Annotated in this window: 16 protein-coding genes; 6 read left to right on the plus strand and 10 right to left on the minus strand. The window is 65.5% G+C overall.

The annotated features are described in order from the left end of the window. Position 1 precedes the first annotated feature (1 nt). The 5 genes from ACQY4T_RS16140 to ACQY4T_RS16160 all read right to left on the minus strand — a co-directional run bounded on the left by ACQY4T_RS16140 (position 2) and on the right by ACQY4T_RS16160 (position 4,757). On the minus strand, positions 2-1,408 hold the full coding sequence (locus tag ACQY4T_RS16140; protein ID WP_428532525.1) for a class II fumarate hydratase: 1,407 nt from the start codon (positions 1,406-1,408) through the stop codon (positions 2-4). Positions 1,409-1,657: 249 nt separating this feature from the next. Then, positions 1,658-2,185, minus strand: coding sequence for an NIPSNAP family protein (locus ACQY4T_RS16145; protein WP_428532528.1), 528 nt, complete (start codon positions 2,183-2,185; stop codon positions 1,658-1,660). Positions 2,186-2,287: 102 nt separating this feature from the next. Beyond that, positions 2,288-2,482 (minus strand): hypothetical protein, encoded by a 195-nt coding sequence (locus ACQY4T_RS16150; RefSeq protein ID WP_428532531.1) that lies wholly within the window; start codon positions 2,480-2,482, stop codon positions 2,288-2,290. Between the two features lie 181 nt (positions 2,483-2,663). Beyond that, complete coding sequence (locus ACQY4T_RS16155) at positions 2,664-3,794, minus strand: M20/M25/M40 family metallo-hydrolase (protein WP_428532534.1); 1,131 nt, start codon at positions 3,792-3,794, stop codon at positions 2,664-2,666. A gap of 39 nt (positions 3,795-3,833) precedes the next feature. After that, the gene (locus tag ACQY4T_RS16160) at positions 3,834-4,757 is read right to left on the minus strand and encodes a nucleoside hydrolase (protein WP_428532537.1); all 924 of its coding nucleotides are present in this window, start codon (positions 4,755-4,757) and stop codon (positions 3,834-3,836) included. 60 nt (positions 4,758-4,817) lie between these two features. On the opposite strand from ACQY4T_RS16160, the gene ACQY4T_RS16165 reads away from it, so the two are divergent. Next, a complete protein-coding gene (locus ACQY4T_RS16165) occupies positions 4,818-5,939 on the plus strand; it encodes a ring-opening amidohydrolase (RefSeq protein ID WP_428532540.1) in 1,122 nt (373 codons plus the stop codon). Here the strand turns inward: ACQY4T_RS16165 and ACQY4T_RS16170 are convergent. Then, on the minus strand, positions 5,929-7,569 hold the full coding sequence (locus ACQY4T_RS16170; protein ID WP_428532543.1) for a long-chain-fatty-acid--CoA ligase: 1,641 nt from the start codon (positions 7,567-7,569) through the stop codon (positions 5,929-5,931). The genes ACQY4T_RS16165 and ACQY4T_RS16170 overlap by 11 nt on opposite strands. Positions 7,570-7,710: 141 nt before the next feature. Continuing rightward, a complete protein-coding gene (locus ACQY4T_RS16175; RefSeq protein WP_428532546.1) occupies positions 7,711-9,150 on the minus strand; it encodes a hypothetical protein in 1,440 nt (479 codons plus the stop codon). Positions 9,151-9,343: 193 nt separating this feature from the next. Between ACQY4T_RS16175 and ACQY4T_RS16180 the strand changes: the two genes are divergently transcribed. After that, positions 9,344-11,638 carry a CoA transferase gene (locus tag ACQY4T_RS16180; RefSeq protein ID WP_428532549.1) on the plus strand — a complete coding sequence of 765 codons (2,295 nt, stop codon included), beginning with the start codon at positions 9,344-9,346 and terminating at the stop codon, positions 11,636-11,638. Between the two features lie 144 nt (positions 11,639-11,782). On the opposite strand, the gene ACQY4T_RS16185 is transcribed toward ACQY4T_RS16180, so the two are convergent. Beyond that, the gene (locus ACQY4T_RS16185) at positions 11,783-12,700 is read right to left on the minus strand and encodes an enoyl-CoA hydratase/isomerase family protein (RefSeq protein ID WP_428532552.1); all 918 of its coding nucleotides are present in this window, start codon (positions 12,698-12,700) and stop codon (positions 11,783-11,785) included. Between the two features lie 387 nt (positions 12,701-13,087). Between ACQY4T_RS16185 and ACQY4T_RS16190 the strand changes: the two genes are divergently transcribed. Then, complete coding sequence (locus tag ACQY4T_RS16190; protein ID WP_428532555.1) at positions 13,088-14,362, plus strand: ATP-grasp domain-containing protein; 1,275 nt, start codon at positions 13,088-13,090, stop codon at positions 14,360-14,362. Between the two features lie 189 nt (positions 14,363-14,551). Beyond that, positions 14,552-15,040, plus strand: coding sequence for an IS3 family transposase (locus ACQY4T_RS16195; protein ID WP_428542929.1), 489 nt, complete (start codon positions 14,552-14,554; stop codon positions 15,038-15,040). Between the two features lie 159 nt (positions 15,041-15,199). Here the strand turns inward: ACQY4T_RS16195 and ACQY4T_RS16200 are convergent, their stop codons facing one another. Further along, positions 15,200-16,528 carry a sigma 54-interacting transcriptional regulator gene (locus ACQY4T_RS16200; RefSeq protein WP_428532558.1) on the minus strand — a complete coding sequence of 443 codons (1,329 nt, stop codon included), beginning with the start codon at positions 16,526-16,528 and terminating at the stop codon, positions 15,200-15,202. An 851-nt stretch (positions 16,529-17,379) separates the two neighbouring features. Here ACQY4T_RS16200 and ACQY4T_RS16205 point away from each other — a divergent pair. Further along, positions 17,380-18,449 (plus strand): IS630 family transposase gene (locus ACQY4T_RS16205; protein ID WP_428531896.1). Its coding sequence is split into 2 segments (ribosomal slippage): positions 17,380-17,869 and positions 17,869-18,449, totalling 1,071 coding nucleotides; the frame shifts between segments, so codons are not numbered across the junction. 86 nt (positions 18,450-18,535) lie between these two features. Here the strand turns inward: ACQY4T_RS16205 and ACQY4T_RS16210 are convergent. Then, a complete protein-coding gene (locus ACQY4T_RS16210) occupies positions 18,536-18,868 on the minus strand; it encodes a DMT family transporter (RefSeq protein WP_428532561.1) in 333 nt (110 codons plus the stop codon). A gap of 124 nt (positions 18,869-18,992) precedes the next feature. Here ACQY4T_RS16210 and ACQY4T_RS16215 point away from each other — a divergent pair, with 124 nt between their 5' ends. Then, positions 18,993-19,283 (plus strand): cupin domain-containing protein, encoded by a 291-nt coding sequence (locus ACQY4T_RS16215; RefSeq protein WP_428532563.1) that lies wholly within the window; start codon positions 18,993-18,995, stop codon positions 19,281-19,283. The last annotated feature ends 219 nt before the right edge of the window (positions 19,284-19,502 follow it).

Genomic DNA, 19,502 nt, shown 5'->3' on the forward strand with positions numbered 1-19,502 from the left:
GTCACTGGCCCTCCGCGACATACGGCCGGACCATCTTGGCCGGATCGACCACCCGATCGAACTCCGCCTCGGTGACAAACCCAAGCTGCAACGCCGCTTGCTTCAACGTCAGGTCGTGATCCATCGCGTGGTGCGCGATCGTGGATGCCTTGTCGTAGCCGATCACCGGCGCCAGCGCCGTCACCAGCATCAACGACCGATCGACATATTCCTGGATCTTCTTCAGATTGGGCCGAGTTCCTTCGACCAGGAACCGGCGGAAGTTGGCGCAGCCGTCGGTCAACAGCGTGATCGAGTGCGCCAGGTTAAAGATCATCAGCGGCTTGTAGACGTTCATCTCCAGATACCCGCCGGCCCCGCCAAAGCCCACCGCGACATCGTTCGCCATCACCTGCACCGCGATCATCGTCAGCGCCTCGGCCTGGGTCGGATTGACCTTCCCCGGCATGATCGACGACCCCGGCTCGTTCTCCGGGATCATCAGTTCGGCAAACCCCGCCCGAGGACCGCACGACAGCAACCGGATGTCGTTGCCGATCTTGTACAGCGAGACCGCCAGCGTGCGGAACGTTCCGGATAACTGCACCAGCGCGTCGTGCGCCCCCTGAACGGTGAACTTGTTCGCCGCGCTGACGAAATCCAACCCGGTCAGCGCCGCGATCTCCGCCGCCGCCGCCCCGGCGAACCCCGGCGCCGCGTTGATCCCGGTCCCCACCGCGGTGCCGCCCAGCGCCAGGTGATAAACATCGCCCAGCGCAGCCTCGATCCGCCGCAAATTGTCGGAAAGCGCCCCGGCATAGCCCGACCACTCCTGCCCCAAGGTGATCGGCGTCGCATCCTGCATGTGGGTGCGCCCGATCTTGACGATCCCGTCCCACTCCACCGCCTTGGCCGCGATCGCGTCGTGCAGCGCCCGCACCGACGGCACCAGCCGCTGCGCCACCCCCACCGCCGCCGCAATATACATCGCCGAGGGAAACGTATCGTTCGACGACTGCGACATGTTGACATGGTCGTTCGGATGCACCGGCGCCTTGCTACCGACCGGCGTGCCGGCGATCTGGCAGATCCGATTGGAGATCACCTCGTTGACGTTCATGTTGAACTGCGTGCCGCTGCCGGTCATCCAGACGTGCAGCGGGAACATGTCATGATGCTCCCCACCAAGGATCTCGTCGCACACCTGCTCAATCAGTTGCAGGACCCGATCGTCGATCCGCTTGCCGCCATGATTCGCCCGCGCCGCCGCTTTCTTCAGGATGGCATAGGCGGTGATCATCTCGCGCGGGATCAGGTCGTGCCCGATGCTGAAATGCTCCAGCGACCGCTGGGTCTGCGCCCCCCACAGCTTGTCGGCCGGAACCCCGACCTGACCCATGCTGTCGGTTTCCATGCGAAGCTCGGTCATCTTGGTTCTCCTGATACGATCGGACAGACAGGCGCCCCGGTAGCCCAATTCATGCCGCTGCAGCCCCATGCTGGGACATACTGCTGTCAAGGCTGGGTGGCATCAGACGAGACCGTCGGCGGCACAAGGGTCGAGTGAAACCATGGTCATCCGCCGATCGTCTCAATCCATGCTACCAGACATTTGCGTTTTTCGACGTTGAAGACTGTGCGGAGCCAGCACGGCGCTGCGCGTCACTTTGGGTAAGCTTCAGCGCAGCGGAGAATAGCTTTCTGGCAGCGCGATCGTCGACGTCGCCTCGATGATCTGCTCCGGACCGCCCCGCGGCGGCCAGATCCCCGCAGCGTAGGACTTGGCGCGCAGTGCCGCGCGTTGCTCCAGACTTGCGAAGCCCCAGATATGGGTGATTCGCGGCGCCCCATCGAGCGCATACATGTTGATCACCAAATGCGCGGTGTATTCCCGCGCCGGCTCGATCGCCTCTTCCCAGCCGTCCAACGTCGGCGGCAAACCGCCGGGTTTCAGGCGATAGGTGCGGAATTCGTAGGTTGGGCCAAATGCATGCGGCTGAACCGGCGGCAGGAACGGAAAAGCCGCATAGCTGTCCATGCTGAGCGCGCTCACCACGCTGCCCGCGTTGAATGGATTGGCGTTCAGCAGCGCACGACGCCGCTCAGCCGTCATTTCTTCAGGTGTGTCGAAACCGCGCAGGACCAAGACTTGACCCAGCGTGCCGAGTTCCGTCCGCCAGCAGCCCAGGAACTTGCCGCCTGACATGGGATCCGAAACCCAAGTTTGTGCTCTCGTGGAAGCCTCCCCAATGGACAACAACGGGCATGACAGGGTGGTGAGTTCGTAGAGCATATCTTCCTCCATCAGCTATCCCACAGCGAGCGCCGTATCCAGCAATGCGGCGATCCACCTATTCCAACGGATCCGCCGATCGAGCGCGGCAAGATCAGCGGAGGTTGCCGCTTCCACCAAGCTCGCGCCGTGGATGGTTTGCGCAAGCTCGCGAACGACACTGACCGGAAATTGCAAGTAGCCCGCTCCGGCGATCGCAAGAACCGGCATTGCAGGGTTTCCGACTGTCAGCGGCGGTAGGTAACCCAACGGGCCGCCCGGGGAATGCGAATCAATCACCTTCCACCGTCCGCACGAAACAAGGCATCTCAGTCGGTCGACCGATCCCGCTGTTCGTCGCTGCATCAATCGGTCTGTTCGTCGCTGCCTCAAGCGGTGTCCCGACTTGGCGTCACTCCAGCGCCATCAGCAGCCCCGCCATCAGCTTGCCGCGATACGCCAGGCTGTCGATCTGGATGTGCTCGTCCAGCGTGTGCGCCCCCGCCCCCGCCACGCCCAGCCCATCCAGCGTCGCAACCCCCATCGCCCCGGTGAAATTGCCGTCCGACCCGCCGCCCGAACTTTGCGAACTGATGGCGTAGCTCAACTCCAAGGCGATCCGCCGCGCGGTGTCGTACAGCGCCACGCCACGCCCATCCGGCTCCCACACCGGTCGAGTAACCCCTCGCGTCACCTGGAACTGCACCTCGTTGGACGACGCCCGCAGATCCAGCATCGCCGCCACGCCACGGTCCAGGTCGGCCTGCCGCTTGGCCATCGACAACGCCTCCCCGGTGCAGCTGGTGGCCACGCAGTTGACCCACTGCCCACCATGGATCACGCCCACGCTGAAGGTGCAGTCATCGCTGGTCATGTCCTCGATCTCGATCAGCTTGCGCGCCATCTCCTTGATCGCCGACCGCCCCGCCGCCAAAGCAGCCCCCGCATGGCTCGGACGCCCGGTCGCCTCCAGGTTGAACCGAGCAATCGCATAGCGCCCCGTCACCACCCCGCCATCAGGCCGAGCCGGTTCCGGCACCAAAACGTATTTGTGACGCGCCGCCTCCGCCTCGATCAGGTCGCGGGTCGACGGACTGCCAATCTCCTCGTCGCTGGTGAACAGCACCGTCACCGGCAGCCGGGTGCGCAGCCCGGCACGCCCGAGTTGCCGGATCGCCTCCAGCGACAGGTAGTTGCCGCCCTTCATGTCCTGGATCCCCGGCCCCCACGCCCGGTTGCCCTCGCGCCGGAACGGCAGTTTCGCCAGCGTGCCGATCGGATGCACCGTATCCAGGTGCCCCATCAGCAGAATCCCCGGCACATCCGGCGTCGGGTGCGCAAACGTCGCCCGCACGCAATCGCCCAGCCCCATCCGCCCGGCCACCCGCTCGATCCGAGCCCCCGCCAGCACCAGCGCGCGCGACGCGACGTCCATCATCCGATTGACCGACCCGGCATCGAAGGTCGGACTTTCGCACTCCACCCATTCGCGCAAGCCAGTCAGCATCGTTTCGGCATCGAACGGCAGCGCGTTGGGGCCCATGCGGCTTGCTCCAAAAAGATCCGCCGAACCGTGCCACGTTCACGGCAACCGCGCGAGCCTCTCGCCCAGCAGCCGGAACAGCCCATCGGCATCCACCGTCTCCAGCACCGCCGCGTTAACCGCATCACCGGTCCGTCCCCACCGATCGATCAAGGTGCGCCCCCGGCTCGGTCCCGGCCCCAAATCCATCCGCGCCGAGCAGTCGCGCACAGTAAAAAGATCGGGCCGGATCAGCCAGGCCAGCGCACACGGATCGTGCAACGGCGTGCCCAGATCACCGAACCGGTCCAGCAACGGCACGCTGGCCTGGATGTCGCACGCCGCGCGCAGGCAGCGCCCCGAACCCAGCTCGCGCCACGCAGCAATCCGCGCCGGCGTGACCAGCGCCTGCGCTGTCAGGTCCAGAGTCGCGAACACCACGCGACAGCCGCTCGCCAGCAGGATCGCCAGCGCCTCGGGATCGCTCCAGGCGTTGAATTCAGCCGCCGGAGTAACATTGCCCTGGCCCCACGCACCGCTCATCAGCACGACCTGCTTCACCTTCGCGGTCAGCGCCGGTTCGCTCCCCAGCGCCAGCGCCAGGTTGGTCGCCGGCCCGATGCCAACCAACGTCACCGGTTCGCCCGCCTCGCGCAGCATCCGCCGGATCACATCGCATGCCAGCCCCGGCCCCACCGCGCCACCCCGAGGCAACGCCACCCCGCCCAGCCCGTTCTCGCCGTGTACCCGGACTTCGCTGGTGAACGCCCCCAGCAGCGGCCGCTCCGCCCCGGCATGCACCGCCACGCCCGATCCAGCCAGCGCGGTCAGCGCCAGCGTATTGGCCAGCGTATGGACCAGCCCGACATTGCCGCCGGCCACCGTCACCGCCAGCACCTCCAGCTCCGGCGAGGCCAGCGCCAGCAGGATCGCCACCGCGTCATCAGTGCCGGGATCGCAATCAAGGATTAACGGTATCGGCAACATCCTGATCCTTCCCAACATGGCCTACAACACAGGCTTCACCACCACCGGGATGATAGCATGAAACGCTGCGACGTATTCCGTCTACCGACCGCCCACCCCGCCGACGTCAGCGCCCTGCTCGCCCTGATCGAGTCCGGCCGCATCCAAGCCCATGACATCCGCGCCATCCTGGGCAAGACTGAGGGCAACGGCTGCGTCAACGACTTCACCCGCGCCTACGCCCTCGCCGCCCTGCGCACCGCGCTGGCCCAGCCGCTCGGCTGCACGCCGGACCAAGTCGGCGACCGCATCGCCATGGTAATGTCCGGCGGCACCGAGGGCGGCCTGTCACCGCATCTGCTGGTGTTCACCGCAACCGCCTCTGCCGCGACCAGCCACCCCATCCCCACCCTGGCGATCGGCACCACCACCACCCGCGCGCTCCAGCCCGAGGAAATCGGCCGCATCCCCCAGATCGAGGCCACCGCCGAGGCGGTCGCTTCCGCCATGGCGCAAGCCGACATCACCCGCGCCGAAGACGTTCATTACGTCCAAGTAAAATGCCCGCTGCTGACCGCCGAACGCGTCGCGCAAGCCGCCGCCCGCGGCCATACCGCGGTGACCGCCGACGCCTACAAGTCGATGGCCTACTCGCGCGGCGCCTCCGCCCTCGGCGTGGCACTGGCACTGCATGAAGTCGGCCGCGACGCCCTGGACGACAGCGCCGTCTGCCGCCGCCTCGACCTGTGGTCCGGCACAGCCAGCGCGTCAGCCGGCATCGAACTGATGCACAACGAGATCATCGTGCTGGGCAACAGCCGATCCTGGGCCAGCGATGCTGTCATCGCCCATCGCGTGATGCGCGACGCGATCGATCTGCCGGCCGCGTTCGGCGCCCTGGCCGATGCCGGACTGAACCCCACCGGCCAATTGAACCAGCAGGAAGCCGACACCGTCCTGGCGGTACTGGCGAAAGCCGATCCCGCCGTCAGCGGCCAGATCCGGGGCGCCCGCCACATCATGCTGGACGACAGCGACATCAACGCCACGCGCCACGCCCGGGCCCTGGTCGGCGGCGTGCTCGCCGGCCTGACCGGACGAACCGACCTGTTCGTCTCCGGCGGCGCCGAACACCAAGGCCCCGACGGCGGCGGACCAATCGCGGTGATCGTCCGGCGCGCTGACCCGGTCAACCGCTGACCGCCAGATGCCCATGGTAGCGCGCCCGCAACTCGGTCTTCAGCAGCTTGCCGGTGGCGGTGTGCGGCAAGCTGTCCACGAACACCACATCGTCTGGCAGCCACCACTTTGCGACCCGCGCCGCCAGGAACTGCAGAACCGCCTCCCGGGTCGGCTGGCGCCCCGGTTTCGGCTGGATCAGTAGCAGCGGACGCTCCTGCCAGACCGGGTGATGCATCGCGATCACCGCCGCCTCGAACACGTCGGGGTGCGAAACCGCCAGGTTTTCGATCTCGATCGAGGAAATCCATTCCCCACCCGACTTGATCACGTCCTTCAGCCGATCGGTCAGACGCACGTAGCCGTCCGCGTCGATCGTCGCCACATCGCCGGTGCCGAACCAGCCGTCCGGGTCGGTGACCTGACCGCCCTCGTTCTTGAAGTAGCCCGAGATCACCCAGTTGCCGCGCACTTTCAGTTCGCCGACGGCTTGACCGTCATGCGGCAGGGTCTCGCCGGCGGCGCCGACCAGTTTCAGCTCCACGCCATAGACCTGGCGTCCCTGCGTCGCCTGCATGTCGAGGATCTCGTCTGGGGTGGCGTGCTGGTGCCTGGCCAGCAGCGACGCCGCCGTCACCAGTGGGCTGGTTTCGGTCATGCCCCATGCGTGCAGCAAATAAACCCCCAGCAGGTCGCGGAATTTCGCGCTCATCGAACGCGGCACCGCGGTGCCACCAGCGAACACGCGGTTCAATTTCAGCCGCGACAGATCGAGCTGCGCCCGCCGCTCCTCCACCCAGGCCAGGAAATTGAGCCACACCGTGGGAACCCCGCCCGAAGTGGTGCAGCCTTCCTCCTGCAGCAGCGTGTAGATGCTCTTCGGATCCAGACGCGGTCCCGGCAGCACCAGCTTGACGCCGGCCAATGCTGCCGCGAACGGCACGCCCCAGGCATTGGCATGGAACAGCGGCACCACCATCAGGAACGAGTCGCGGGCGGTGAAGCCGAACGCATCGGCGGCGCAGGCCGCGAAGGCATGCAGGATAGTGGAGCGGTGGCTGTACAGCACGCCCTTGGGGTTGCCGGTAGTACCGGAGGTGTAACATAGTGTCGAGGCGGTGTTTTCGTCGAATTGCGGCCAGGCGTAATCCTCGCTCGCCGCGGCCATGATGCCTTCATGGCAAAGCAGCGTCTCGACCTTCACCGCCGGCATGGCGGCGGCGTCGCACAACGCCACCCAGCCGCGCACCAGCGGCAGATGCGGCGCCAGTTGCTCGACCAGCGGGGCAAACACCGGGTCGAAAAATACATAGGCATCTTCGGCATGATTGATGATGTAGCGGATCTGGTCGGGGAACAGGCGCGGGTTCACGGTGTGCAGGATCCGCCCGCTGCCGGTCACGCCATAGTAGAGCTCCAGGTGGCGATAACTGTTCCACGCCAGAGTGGCGACGGGTTGCCCGAACCCCACCCCCAGCCTCTGCAACCCATGCGCCAGCCGCTTGGCCCGCCGCGCGATCTCGGCGTAGTCGGTGCGATGGATGATGCCGTCCGGATCGCGCGACACGATTTCGCGCCCCCCGTGGCAAGTCGCGGCGTAATCGATCAAAGTGGAAACCAGTAGCGGGCGGCTTTGCATCAGACCCAGCATTGTGACGACTCCCGATTTTACGGGTTGACTCCCTGTCGCTGATCTGTCGCAAGGAACCGCCAATTTGTAAACCACGCGGTGTTCAGCGGATCGGACCGTGCTGGCCGCCCCGGCGAGCGCCAACCCAAGGCAATACCGGCCTCAGCTCGGTTTTAGCTGCCTTCGGCAATCGTTCTGCACGTTCTTGAACGGCACCAACGTGTCGCCCTCGACGTAGTCGAACGTCATGTCGTTCAACGATTTCCCTGGCCCGTTGGCTTTCAGCCAGTGGGCCAACTCGCTCACCGTCAGGTAGTCCGTGGAAACCACCCTGCGGGACTGTCCCTTCGGCAAATTAGCTCGCAAATCAACAGGCTGACGCGGATCGTAATCCTTGCCCTGCCGCTGGATCGACCACACGGCGGGTGCGATGTCATCCGCGGGAACGATCTCGACCTTCTGCTTGACCTCACCGTTCCTGATCAGGTCCACTCTCTGAAGCCCTTCGAGGTAGTGGTTGCGCCCTGTTCGAACCTGCCTGATCTCGTAGATCATCCACACTTCAGCGATCAGCGGGCAATGCGGCAACAGGTCCTGCGGATGCACGGTGATCGTCGCCTTGTCTTCATCGAGATATCGCGCGCCATCGGTCAAGTGGGCCTCGTCCACGACAAGAGCGAGCATGTTGTCACCATCGACCGCCGCCGGCGCGCGATCGCTGACCTCTCGATTCAGGATCGAGTGCGGATCGGTTAACATGCTGAGCTCGATCCTGGTATTGCCGACGACGTCGCCGCCCGTCGCGCTCTCGCGCATGATGCGCAGGAACTGGGGGCGGATATCGACGCCCAGGCTCTCATACTGCTCGTTGATGTCCGCGCTGGCTTTGTTGCTGCTCTCGACCGACGGCGCCTTGGCGTCCTTGTTGATGCCTGGAAGAATGCTGTCGAGACCGAAGCCCAGCGACACTTGGCTGGTATTGCTGTGCTCGATGGCGGCGACTTTGATGGTCCTGGTCTCGGTCGACGCGACAGTGTAGCCGGCGAAGCTGAAGTTGATGGGCTGCACGAAGACGCGGGTCCAGAGCAAGCGATCGCCCGGCATGGCATCGAGCCCTTCGGCAACAGTGGCAATCAGCACGCGATCCGCGCGATAGGGGTCTTTGCGTTCGACGCTGTCTTCGGGGCCGGTAAGCGCCTTCGAAAGCTTAAGCCATGTAGCATCGGCCTTCTCCGCGTCCTTGGCGATGAAATCGATCGCATGCGCCTGGCCGGCGTCCGACAGGCTTTCCAGTGTCGCGGGTGGAATTGAGGCAGCCGAGTTTGGCGTGCTGTAAACAGCGACATTGGGCAGGCGCCAGCCCCCCTGTTCATCGCCAATCGACAGACCGGCTGCATCGGTCAATTGATAATTCATTACTTTATCAAACTGGGGCCCTGGGGTCGGGGTAAGGTCTTGGTTCGCCCAGCGCTGTTCTTCCGGAAGTCGCCAATATCGCTCAACCAGTTGCCAGCCGAGCGCAATCGCGCCGAACCCCAGAATGGCGGCGGCGAGCCACGGCCACGGCGTTCGATACAGCGGATTTGGTGCTCGACTGCTCATGGCATCCCCTGGACAACCGAATGAAGCTCAGCTTTGATCTCACGATCCACCGCTGCGGGTATTCCGCTCAGCGCGATCGTGATCTAACGGCAGCCACCCGCGCTGTCTGTGAACCAGGTCACAGGCCTGCTGCGTTGACGCCCTGTAACCGCGGCGATTTGTAAACCACGCCGTCTCTGTGCATCGTCTGGCAATGACGGTGCTGAGCGGGTTCCGCGTACTGCAGATCGGACCCGGTTTGGCCGCCGCGGTGTGTGGCCGGCTGCTGGCCGATGTCGGTGCGACGGTGACGCGCATCGATCCCGACCGAGGAACGCCGCTGGCCGATCACCTCAACCGCGACCCGTCGCCGCCGCCCATCAACGACGACGCATGGGCCGCCGCCGACATGATCGTCTGCCAGGGCAGCCCGGCCACATTGCGCCGCACCGGCCGCGACATCGACAGCCTCAGGGGCCGCAACGCCCGCGCCGCCGTGGTGCTGATCTCCCCGTTCGGCCAGACCGGGCCGCAGGCCGAGCACCCCGCCACCGATCTGACGCTGATGTTCGAAAGCGGCATCGCGCGCATGTTGACCGGTCAGGTCGACGACCTGAATGAACCGCCGATGCGTCCGGTGGGCGAGCAATCCGCCTTCCTCGGTGGCCTCGCCGCCGCCTGTGCCGGCATGCACGCCGCCCTCGGCAGCCCAGCCGCCACCCCAAACGGCACCCGCCACGCCGGTTCGGTGGTCGACGTCTCCATCCACGAGGCACTGGCCACGCTGGCAATCACCGAACTGGCCCGAGCCGGCCAGAAGGGCAGAACTCACACGGACAAAAGTCACACGGACAAAAGTCAGACCAGCAAAAATCACACGGGCAAAAGCCAGACCAGCAAAAGCCAGACCAGCAACAGTCAGACCAGCAACAGTCAGACCAGCAACAGTCAGACCAGCAACAGTCAGGCCGGCAACAGTCAGACCAGCAACAGTCAGACCAGCAACAGTCAGACCGGCAAAAGCTGGTCGCGCCAACGCGTGGCGGACGGCAACGGCGCAACCGTCTGCATCCTGCCCACCAGCGACGGCCATGCCGCGATCTCGCCGCGCGAAGACCGCCAGTGGGCCGCGTGGCTGCAGGTGATGGGCTCCCCGCCATGGGGCAGCGATCCGCGCTTCGCCACCCGTCAACGCCGCGTCGCCAACTGGGACACCCTGCACGCCCTGATGTCGGACTGGAGTCGGAACAAACCCAAGGCTTGGATCGCCACCACCGCGCAGGCCGCGCACGTCCCCAGCTTCGCCCTGTGCGAACCCGCCGAACACCTTGCATCGCCCCATCTCCGCCATCGCGGCTTCTTCCGCCTCGCCACGCTCGTCGGACAAAATGTGCAGATACCCAGCTCGCCGTTCGGCTTGCACCTGACCCCGGCTTGCCCCGCCGACCCACCCCCGATCACCGGACCCTTGCCGCTGTCCGGCCTGCGCGTGCTCGACTTCAGTTGGGTGATCGCCGGCCCCACCGCGACGCGCTACCTGGCCGCGATGGGCGCCGAGGTGATCAAGATCGAGGCCCCCGCGGGCGATCCCGGCCGCGCCTCCGAACTGCACACCGTCCTGGGCCAGGCCAAGCAGTCGATCGTGCTCAACCTAAAACATCCCGAGGCAGTCGCCATCGCCAAGACCCTCGTCGCCGGCGCCGACGTGCTGGTGGAAAATTTCGCCACCGGAGTGATGGACCGCCTCGGCCTCGGCCCCGAGGCCTTGCGCGCCATCAACCCCCGCCTGATCTACGTCTCCGCCTCCGGGCTCGGCCGCGACGGCCCGGAATCACACACCGTCGCCTACGGAACGTTACTTCAATGTTACGCTGGATTCGCCGGTCTGAACCGCCACGAAGCCGTGCCGCCACGGGTCGGAATGGCATGGCTGGATCCGATGTGCGGGCTGATGCTGGCGTTCATCACCGCCGCCAGCCTGTGGGCGCGCCGCTGCGGCGCGATTGCGCGAGTGGATTTCTCGATGCTGGAGGCGATGCTCTGGACCATGGCCGAACCGTTGCTGTCCGCACAACTGCCCGCCACCCCAGCTCAACCGCCATACCAGCCGCCGGCTTTCGCGGTCTACCGCACCGCCGGCGCCGACGATTGGCTCGCCGTCGACCCCGCGCCGGAAACCAGGCCCGGCGAACCCGACGCGGCCAAAGCCGCCGCCCTACTCACCTGCGACGGCACCGCCGCTGCCGCCCTCGCCCGCTCGGCCGACCTGGTCGACAGCGAACACCTGCAGGCCAGATACTTCTGGTATCGGAACGACACCGGCGTTCTGCCAGGCCTGCCGTGGCGCGCGTCGTTCGGCCGCGCCACCGGCCCGGCCCCCGCCCTCGGCGCCGATACCAACGCAGTGCTCAGCCGCATCCTGGGACTGTCGCCGGAAGCCATTCGCCACCTGCGCGATGCAGGCGCGCTGGAGCACGATCGCACTGAAGATAAGGTTCAAGGCGCCTGAATCATGCCATAAACCGAAAGCTTGGTGTCTCGCCGCGCCGCTGCGCGAAGTCCTGGTATCGCGCTGCCCCGCCGTACGAAATTCCTGGTATCGCGCCGCCCCGCTACGAAAGTCCTGGTATCGCGCCGCCGCACGATACCGGGGTCAAAACTCCCCGCTCCGATACGCCTCATCCAACCGCCGCGCCTCCTCCTCGGACGGCTCCGGCCACCCCTCGCCACGCTTGCGCAACGCACCCGTGAACTTCGGCGCCCGCTTCTCATTGAACGCGGTGCGCCCCTCCTCGCCATCCATCGTGGTCTGGATCAGCAGCGAGTTCATCAGGTTCTGCACATGCCAGGCCTGGTCGTCCGGCAGGTTGCCGAACCGCACGACAAACTCCTTCATCATCCGCACCGCCGCCGGCGGCAGCGTAACGATCTGGCGCGCCAACTGCTCCGCCCGAGCCATCAGTTGCGAGTGAGGAACGACCTCGTTGACCAATCCGACCCGCAACGCCTCCGCCGCGTCGAACGCCTCGTCGGTCAACAGGATCTTCATCGCGTCGATGTAACGAAGCTGCTTGATCAACATACTCGCCCCCGGACCGTTGCCGAGCCACCCTTGGGTCAGCAAGGAGAACTTGAAGCGCGCATTCTCCGCACTAGCAATGCGGATATCGGTCGAGGTCAGCAGCATATAAAGCCCCGCCCCCGCCGCCCAGCCGTTGATCGCCGCAATCACCGGCTTCCACACCCTGGGATAATGATCGCCCATCCGCCCATCCACCCCGGTCTTCTGCCCATGCACCGTGCCGGCCAACGGCCAATAGATCCGCTGGGTGCGCAGATATTCGCGATCCTCCGCGCTCAGATCGGGACGCGGCGCCAGGTTATGGCCGCCGCAGAAATGCCGCTCGCCAGAACCCGTGACGATAGCGCAGCGAATCGCCCGATCCTCCCACAGATCGACCCACGCCGCCGAGATCGCGTCCGAGGTCTGCTTGTCCAGGATATTGGCCTTGGCCGGATTGTTCAGGGTGATGTAGGCGACCCCGTCCCTCTTCTCATATTCGATCGGCATGTGTAGTCCCCCTTGCCCTGTCGACAGCCCGAGCGCGCCCGGCTGACAACAGCCAACCCGTTGTCTGATCGCATCACCCGCTACCCCACCGATGTCCGGCCAAAGCCGCGATCCCGACCGATGTTGCCACGCCCACCGCCGCCGCACCAATCCAGCCACACCCGCCCCGATCGCGGCGGGAAAGGTTTCATTAAGCTTTCGCTGCGACCATCCCAGCCGCAAACCCCTCACGCGCAAACCCCACGCGCAAAACCGCCCAGGCACAAACCACCCAGGCACAAACCCCCAGGCACAAACCCCCAGGCACAAAACCCTCAGGCGCAAACCCCCCAAGCCACAAACCCCCCAGGCGCAAGACCCCCAGCCGAAAGCCCCAAGGAAAAAACCATGCCGCTGATCGAACAGACCCTGCCCACGCTCAGCGACACGCTGGTCCCGCCCATCGTCCGCGGCACCGCCGATCTCACCAGCTTCGCCTATCAGGGCAACGACCACGAAGCCCTGATGCACCGCATCGACACCAGCCCCGCGCCCAACCCGCCGCTCGCCCGCCAAGCCGCCCGCACCTACGACACCGCCATCGCCCTGCAGCTCGGCTTCCGCCGCGCCGAGGGCTTGGACCTACAGGACACAGCGCTCGACGCCAGCCCGATCTGGCGCATCGACGGCGCGCCCGACGGCGCGTTGCGGCTGCTCGCTTTGGTCGGTCCCGGCGACCTGATGACCAACACCCCGCTCGACTTCCTCACCAACCATCTGAACGTCCGGCTCGACCTCTTGTATCTGCTGCCGGACCGCCCGCTGCCGGCGGTGATCCCCGACCACGACGTCGCCTTCTTCGCCCTGGGCGAGGCAGACCCCGCCACGATGGCAAGGCTTCGCCGCCTGTTCGCCGCCTGGCCGAGACCAGCGCTGAACGATCCGCAATTCCTGCCGGCACTGCAGCGCGACACCCTGTCCCGCTCGCTGGCCGGGATCCCCACCATCGCCAGCCCGACCGCCGTCGCCACCTCCCGCACCGAACTGCAGGCCCACCTCGACACCGGCAGCCCGATCCCAGGCTTCGACACATCAGGTTTCGCCACGCCAACCGGACCCTACCCCTGCCTGATCCGCCCGATCGGCTCGCACGCCGGCGCCGGCCTGTCGCGCCTCACAACCCCAGCCGAACTGGCGAACTATCTGCGGTTCTGCTTCGACCGGCAGTTCTTCCTCACCGCGTTCCACGACTACCAGGGGCCTGACGGCCTGTATCGCAAATCCCGCGTCGGCTTCATCGACCGCCAGCCGTACCTCTGCCACATGGCGATCTCAAAAAACTGGATGGTGCACTACCTCAACGCCGACATGACCGAATCCGCCGCCAAACGCGCCGAGGAAGCCGCCGCCATGGCCGCCTTCGACCAAGGCTTCGCCCGCCGCCACCAAACCGCCTTCGCCGCCCTGCACGAACGCCTAGGCTTCGACGTCTATTCGATCGACTGCGCCGAGACCCAAGACGGCCGTCTGCTGGTGTTCGAAGCCGACACCGCCGCCATCATCCACCTGATGGACCCCCCCGACCTGTTCCCCTACAAACCACCACAAATGCAAAAAGTATTCGCCGCCTTCGAAACCACGCTCCACCGCCACGCCACCAAACCCCAGCCAGCAGCCGCGTAGCCTCACTTCAAACAAAACTATAGATACAACAAGGACAAAACCAAAAATATCGTGATGTCAACAAAATAACCTCAAACAAACAAATCCACCCTATACTCTACAAACAAGTGACCATTTAAACCTCGCAGACGCTCGTACCGTCGATCTAGTTACAAAATAAACAAAGTCTAAAGCGAGGCGTTCATCTACCTGGCGGTTATCCTGGATGCGTTCAGCCGCCGGGTGGTCGGCTGGGCGGTTGCCTCGCATCTACGCGCCAGCCTGGCGCTGGAGGCTTTGGAAATGGCGCTGGCCACTCGCGACGTCGGATCGGATGGGTTGATCCATCATTCGGATCGCGGGGTTCAGTATGCCTGCGGCGACTACATTGCCCGGCTGCAGCGTGCCGGCATCCAGCCGAGCATGAGCCGGGCGGGATGCCCGTGGGACAACGCGATGGCTGAAAGCTTCATGCGCACGTTGAAACGCGAGGAAGTGGACGGCCGCGACTACCGCGATGAGGCTGAAGTGCGGGCCTCGATCGGACCGTTCATCGAGGCGATCTACAATCGGCAGCGATTGCATTCGGCGTTGGCCTACATGACGCCCGAGGCCTATGAGGCAAGCCAGCGTCCGGTGCCGCGCTTGCCGCTTGCGGCAACCACGGCACCGGACGCTGATGGAGTGGTGTGTGTCTAGTTCCGTGTCTCACCGATGGGGTGCAGTCCAGCTGAACCGGGTTGGAAGACCTTGCATATCGTTTCGCTTCGGTGGTCCAGAATCGTCGTTTGAGGCAAAAGCAGTTGCCCTGGGTTCGATGTGGGACCTGTGACGGCGACCATGAGCTCGGGATTGCAGTCAGCGATGGGCGTGCTGGGGTCGGCGCAGGATCGGCGGGCCGGCCAGGCCGCGCTTCAGTTCGATGCGGTGGCGGCGTAGCATCCGGTAGAGGGTGACCCTGGACACGCTGAGCGCGTCGGCGGTGGAGGTGATGTTTTCCCCGGTGCGGTCGAGGGTGGCGAGCAGCGCGGCGCGTTCCTCGGCGGAGCCTGGTTTCGGGGTGGTAGATCCAGCGATCGCGACCGAGTGGTCCTGCAGACCGGTCAGGGCGGCGGCTTCGATCAACGGTCCGTCGCCGATCACCACCGCGCGGCGCACCACCGACATCAATTCCCGCACATTGCCGGGCCACGGGTGGCGACGCAGCGCCGCCATTGCGTCGGCGTTGAAGCCGGCCACCGGGCGGTTGAAATCGCGCGCCGCCAGGCGCAGGAAATGGGTTGCGAGGGCGGCGATGTCGTCGGCGCGATCGCGCAGCGGCGGCACCGGCAGCGCCAGCACGTTGAGCCGGTAGAACAGATCCTCGCGGAAGCGTCCGGCGGCGATGGCGTGGGCCAGGCGCACGTTGGTGGCGGAGACGATGCGCACGTCGAGCCCGATGGTTTCGCGGCCGCCGACGCGCCTGATCTGGCGTTCCTGCAGGAAGCGCAGCAGGTGGCCTTGGAGGTCGATCGGCATGTCGCCGATCTCATCGAGGAACAGGGTGCCGCCGTTGGCGACCTCGATCTGTCCGATGCCGCGGGCGACGGCGCCGGTGAAGGCGCCTTTTTCGTAGCCGAACAGTTCGGAGGCCACCAGGCCGGGCGGGATGGCGGCGCAGTTCAGCGCCACGAACGGGCGGTTGGCGCGGTGCGAGCCGTCGTGGATGGCGCGGGCGAGCAATTCCTTGCCGGTGCCGCTCTCGCCGGTGATCAGCACCGGTTCGTCGGTCTGTTCGAACCGGCGGAGCAGGGTGGCGACCTGGCGCATCGCCGAGCTGTCGCCGACGATGGCGGTGCGGAGCTGGGCTGGGGCGGGGTTGTGGCGGGGTGGTTCCGGGCGGCCCGATGGGGAGGGTTGGCCTGCTGGGAAGGGTTGAGCTGATTGGAAGGGCCGGGCTGACGGGGAGGGCTGGCCTGATGGCGGGTGGGCTGACGGCGGGTGGGCTGAGGTTTGGTGATAGGGGTCGACGGTTTCGTACAGCCGGGTCAGCAGCGTCGGGTCCTCGGCGGCGCGTTCCAGCAGCAGGCGGGCGAGGCGTTGGGCCGGCACGCGAGCCAGGTCGTCGACGCTGACCCGCAGTATCGAGGTGGCTTCAACGCACGGCGATCGGCGTGTGTCCGTTGCGAGCGGCCGGCTTTCGGACATCCTGGAGCGTTTCCGTCTGCAGTGGCGGGCGATGGCGGTTTCGTCATCTGACGTGTTATCGTAAACCTCGCGCAGGCGGGATCACGAGAGCGTGCCACACCATCATCAGAAGGGGAGCGTGACAATCACGCCATCATGGTTTCCTGATGGCGGGGTCCGCGGTCCGCGATGGTTGCCCGGGCGTGCCTTCGCGGCGCCGGACCTCGGTTCCGTTGGCCGGGTGTTCTGCTTTGTTCCGTCGCAGGGTGCGGCGGACTTTGCAAGCGAGATATCAGGGCGCTGGGTGACACGGCGGGATAATCGAAGCCGGCTCTGAGCGGGAGGGGAACCGTTTTGTATTATATATTATAGAGGAATGCCATCAATCGGGGTGGGATAAAGCGGTTTCATGGATAAAGGCGGCCGATGCCCGGCTGCCTCGTTGTTGTCCCCAGCGTGGCCGCGACCCCAAGGGGTCGATGCCGGGGTGATTGCGAGCCGGCGGGTTGCAGCGGCCCAGTGGCGGAGATGGCGGCGATTAGCGGGCGTCTGCTTCGCCGCGGGCGGCGTCGCGCGAGATTGCCGAGTACGCGGCCGAAGTCGCTCGATACGCTGTGTGAAGTGAACGGGGGTGAAGCGAACGGGGGTATGAAGCGAGCGGGCGTACGAAGCAAGCGGGGGGCGGGCCGTTAAAGAGTGGCACGAATATGCGCCACGCATCATCTGGCTCGCGCGGTTAATTTCTGACGGGTCCTAATACCAGCCGCCACTGAAGACGACTCTCGCTAGATTTCTCGGCCCCCCGATTCTCAAGACCGCGAAAGTACGATTCGCTCTCGCTGCAGCATCGATTCGCTGCATTGGAGGACGCGATGAGCGCAGCGATCAAAATTACTCGCATCGACCACGCGCCGGCGGAACTGCGTGCCCTGGCGGCGAAGAGCGACGACGCCGGCCAGGCCCGGCGGCTGTTGGCAATCGCGATGATCCACGACGGGGTCTCGCGGCTTGATGCCGCGCGCCAGGCGGGCATGGACCGTCAGACCCTGCGCGACTGGGTGCATCGTTATAACCATGCCGGCCTTGACGGCCTGGTGTCGCGCAAGCCACCGGGGGCGCGCGCCAAACTGAGCGAGGCGCAGATGGCGGAACTGCGCGAGCTGGTGATCGCCGGGCCTGATCCGAACATCCATAAGGTCATCCGCTGGCGCTGTGTCGATCTGCGCGCCGAGGTGACAAGGCGGTTCTCGGTCACCGTACCCGAACGCACGATCGGCAAGTGGCTGCACAAACTGAAGCTCACCCAGCTGCAGCCGCGGCCGTATCATCCCAGGAAGGATGCGGCGGCGCAGGAGGCTTTTAAAAAAACTTCGGTGCCAGCCTGAAGCAAGCCCTGAACGGCTGCACCGCGGCCACGCCGGTGGAGATCTGGTTCCAGGATGAGGCCAGGGTCGGGCAGAAAGGCTCGCTCAGTTATGTCTGGGCGCCGGTCGGTTCGCGTCCGCCGATGCTGCGCGACAACCGCCACGACACCGCCTACATCTTTGGCGCGATCTGTCCGGCACGCGGTGTCGGCGCGGCGATCATCGCGCCAGCCGCCAACATGGAATGCATGAACCTGCACCTCGCCGAGATCAGCACGCAGGTCGCGCCCGGCTCGATCGCGGCGATTATCTGTGACGGCGCCGGGTGGCATCAGCGCGGCGGCGACATCAAGCTGCCCGACAACATCGTGCTGTTGCCGCTGCCGCCCTACGCCCCGGAACTTAACCCGATGGAGAATGTCTGGGATTACCTTCGCGCCAACAAACTCTCCGCCTGCGTATGGGACAGCTACGACGAGATCCTCGAGGCTTGCGCAGAGGCCTGGAACTGGCTGGTCGATGATCCAGATCGAATTCGATCCATTGGCACCAGGGAGTGGGCAACAGTCAGTGTCTAGGGCGGCTGGTATAAGGGCTTTGTTCTGCGGTGGCCGGAATAATCCAGTCGTGCGGTGCCTAGCTGTGCGGTCAGCGATCGCGTCGCTCAGGCCAACGCCAGCATGACCACGCCGAGACAGATCAGTGCCAGCGCGCCGAGTTGCATCGCCCCCAGCGGTTCGGCGAAGCCGTAATGTCCAATCAACGCGGCGGCGACGTAGGAGACCGCGGTGCATGGCAGCGCCACCGACATCGGGATGCGTCGCAGGGCGACGATATAGAGCAGCGCCGCCCCGCCGTAGAGAAACAGACCGATCAGGGTGCGCGGGTCGAATAGTTGCGAGACGAAGTCAGCCGATCCGGCGGCGGTCTTCAGCAGCGTCTGCCCGAGGATGCTGGTGACGATGGCCGCCGCCAGAACCGTCCAGTAGAGTGTCATCGTGGTTGCGGTTGGCCGCTGTCGCGCCGGCGGCGGCGCCAGGGCGGGGCAATCGGGCGTGATTTGCGGTTTGACCAAATTCGACAGGTCCGCCTACCATTTGATACCGACAGGGAGCACCACCATGAACAGAGCTGAGTTTGAGGCTGCGGTTCGTCGCGAGGGGTATGACATCCGCGACGGCGAGATCAAGCCGGACGAGCACCGCGCATCCCACGTGCATGACTTCGACGCTCGGCTTTTCGTGCTGGACGGTCACCTGACGCTGGTGCGCGACCAGCAGCGCGAAACCTTCGGGCCTGGGGCAAGCTGCGATGTTCCGGCGGGCACGGCGCACGAGGAGCACACCGAGGCGGATGGCGTCCGCTATCTTGCCGCACGCCGGTCGCCGTCATCGGCGGCGGCCGCGGAGTAGGGTGGCTAACGCTTACGGGAGTAGGGTGGCTAAGGCTTACGAGAGACGTGTTCGACCCGCGCCGCGTTCTTCCAGCACCCCTGAGCAGCGGGACATCTCAACCAAGTGTTGGGTGGCTTCAACGGTGGCCGCAGTTGGTTCCAGTCCGTCGACCGCCCGTGGTGTTAGCTGCCGGGGCCATGCCGTGGTCGTCGAGCTCGCGCGGCGGCGAGCTAGTGG

The organism is Rhodopila sp., assembly GCF_965277825.1.
In the GTDB taxonomy this organism is placed as follows: Bacteria; Pseudomonadota; Alphaproteobacteria; order Acetobacterales; family Acetobacteraceae; genus Rhodopila.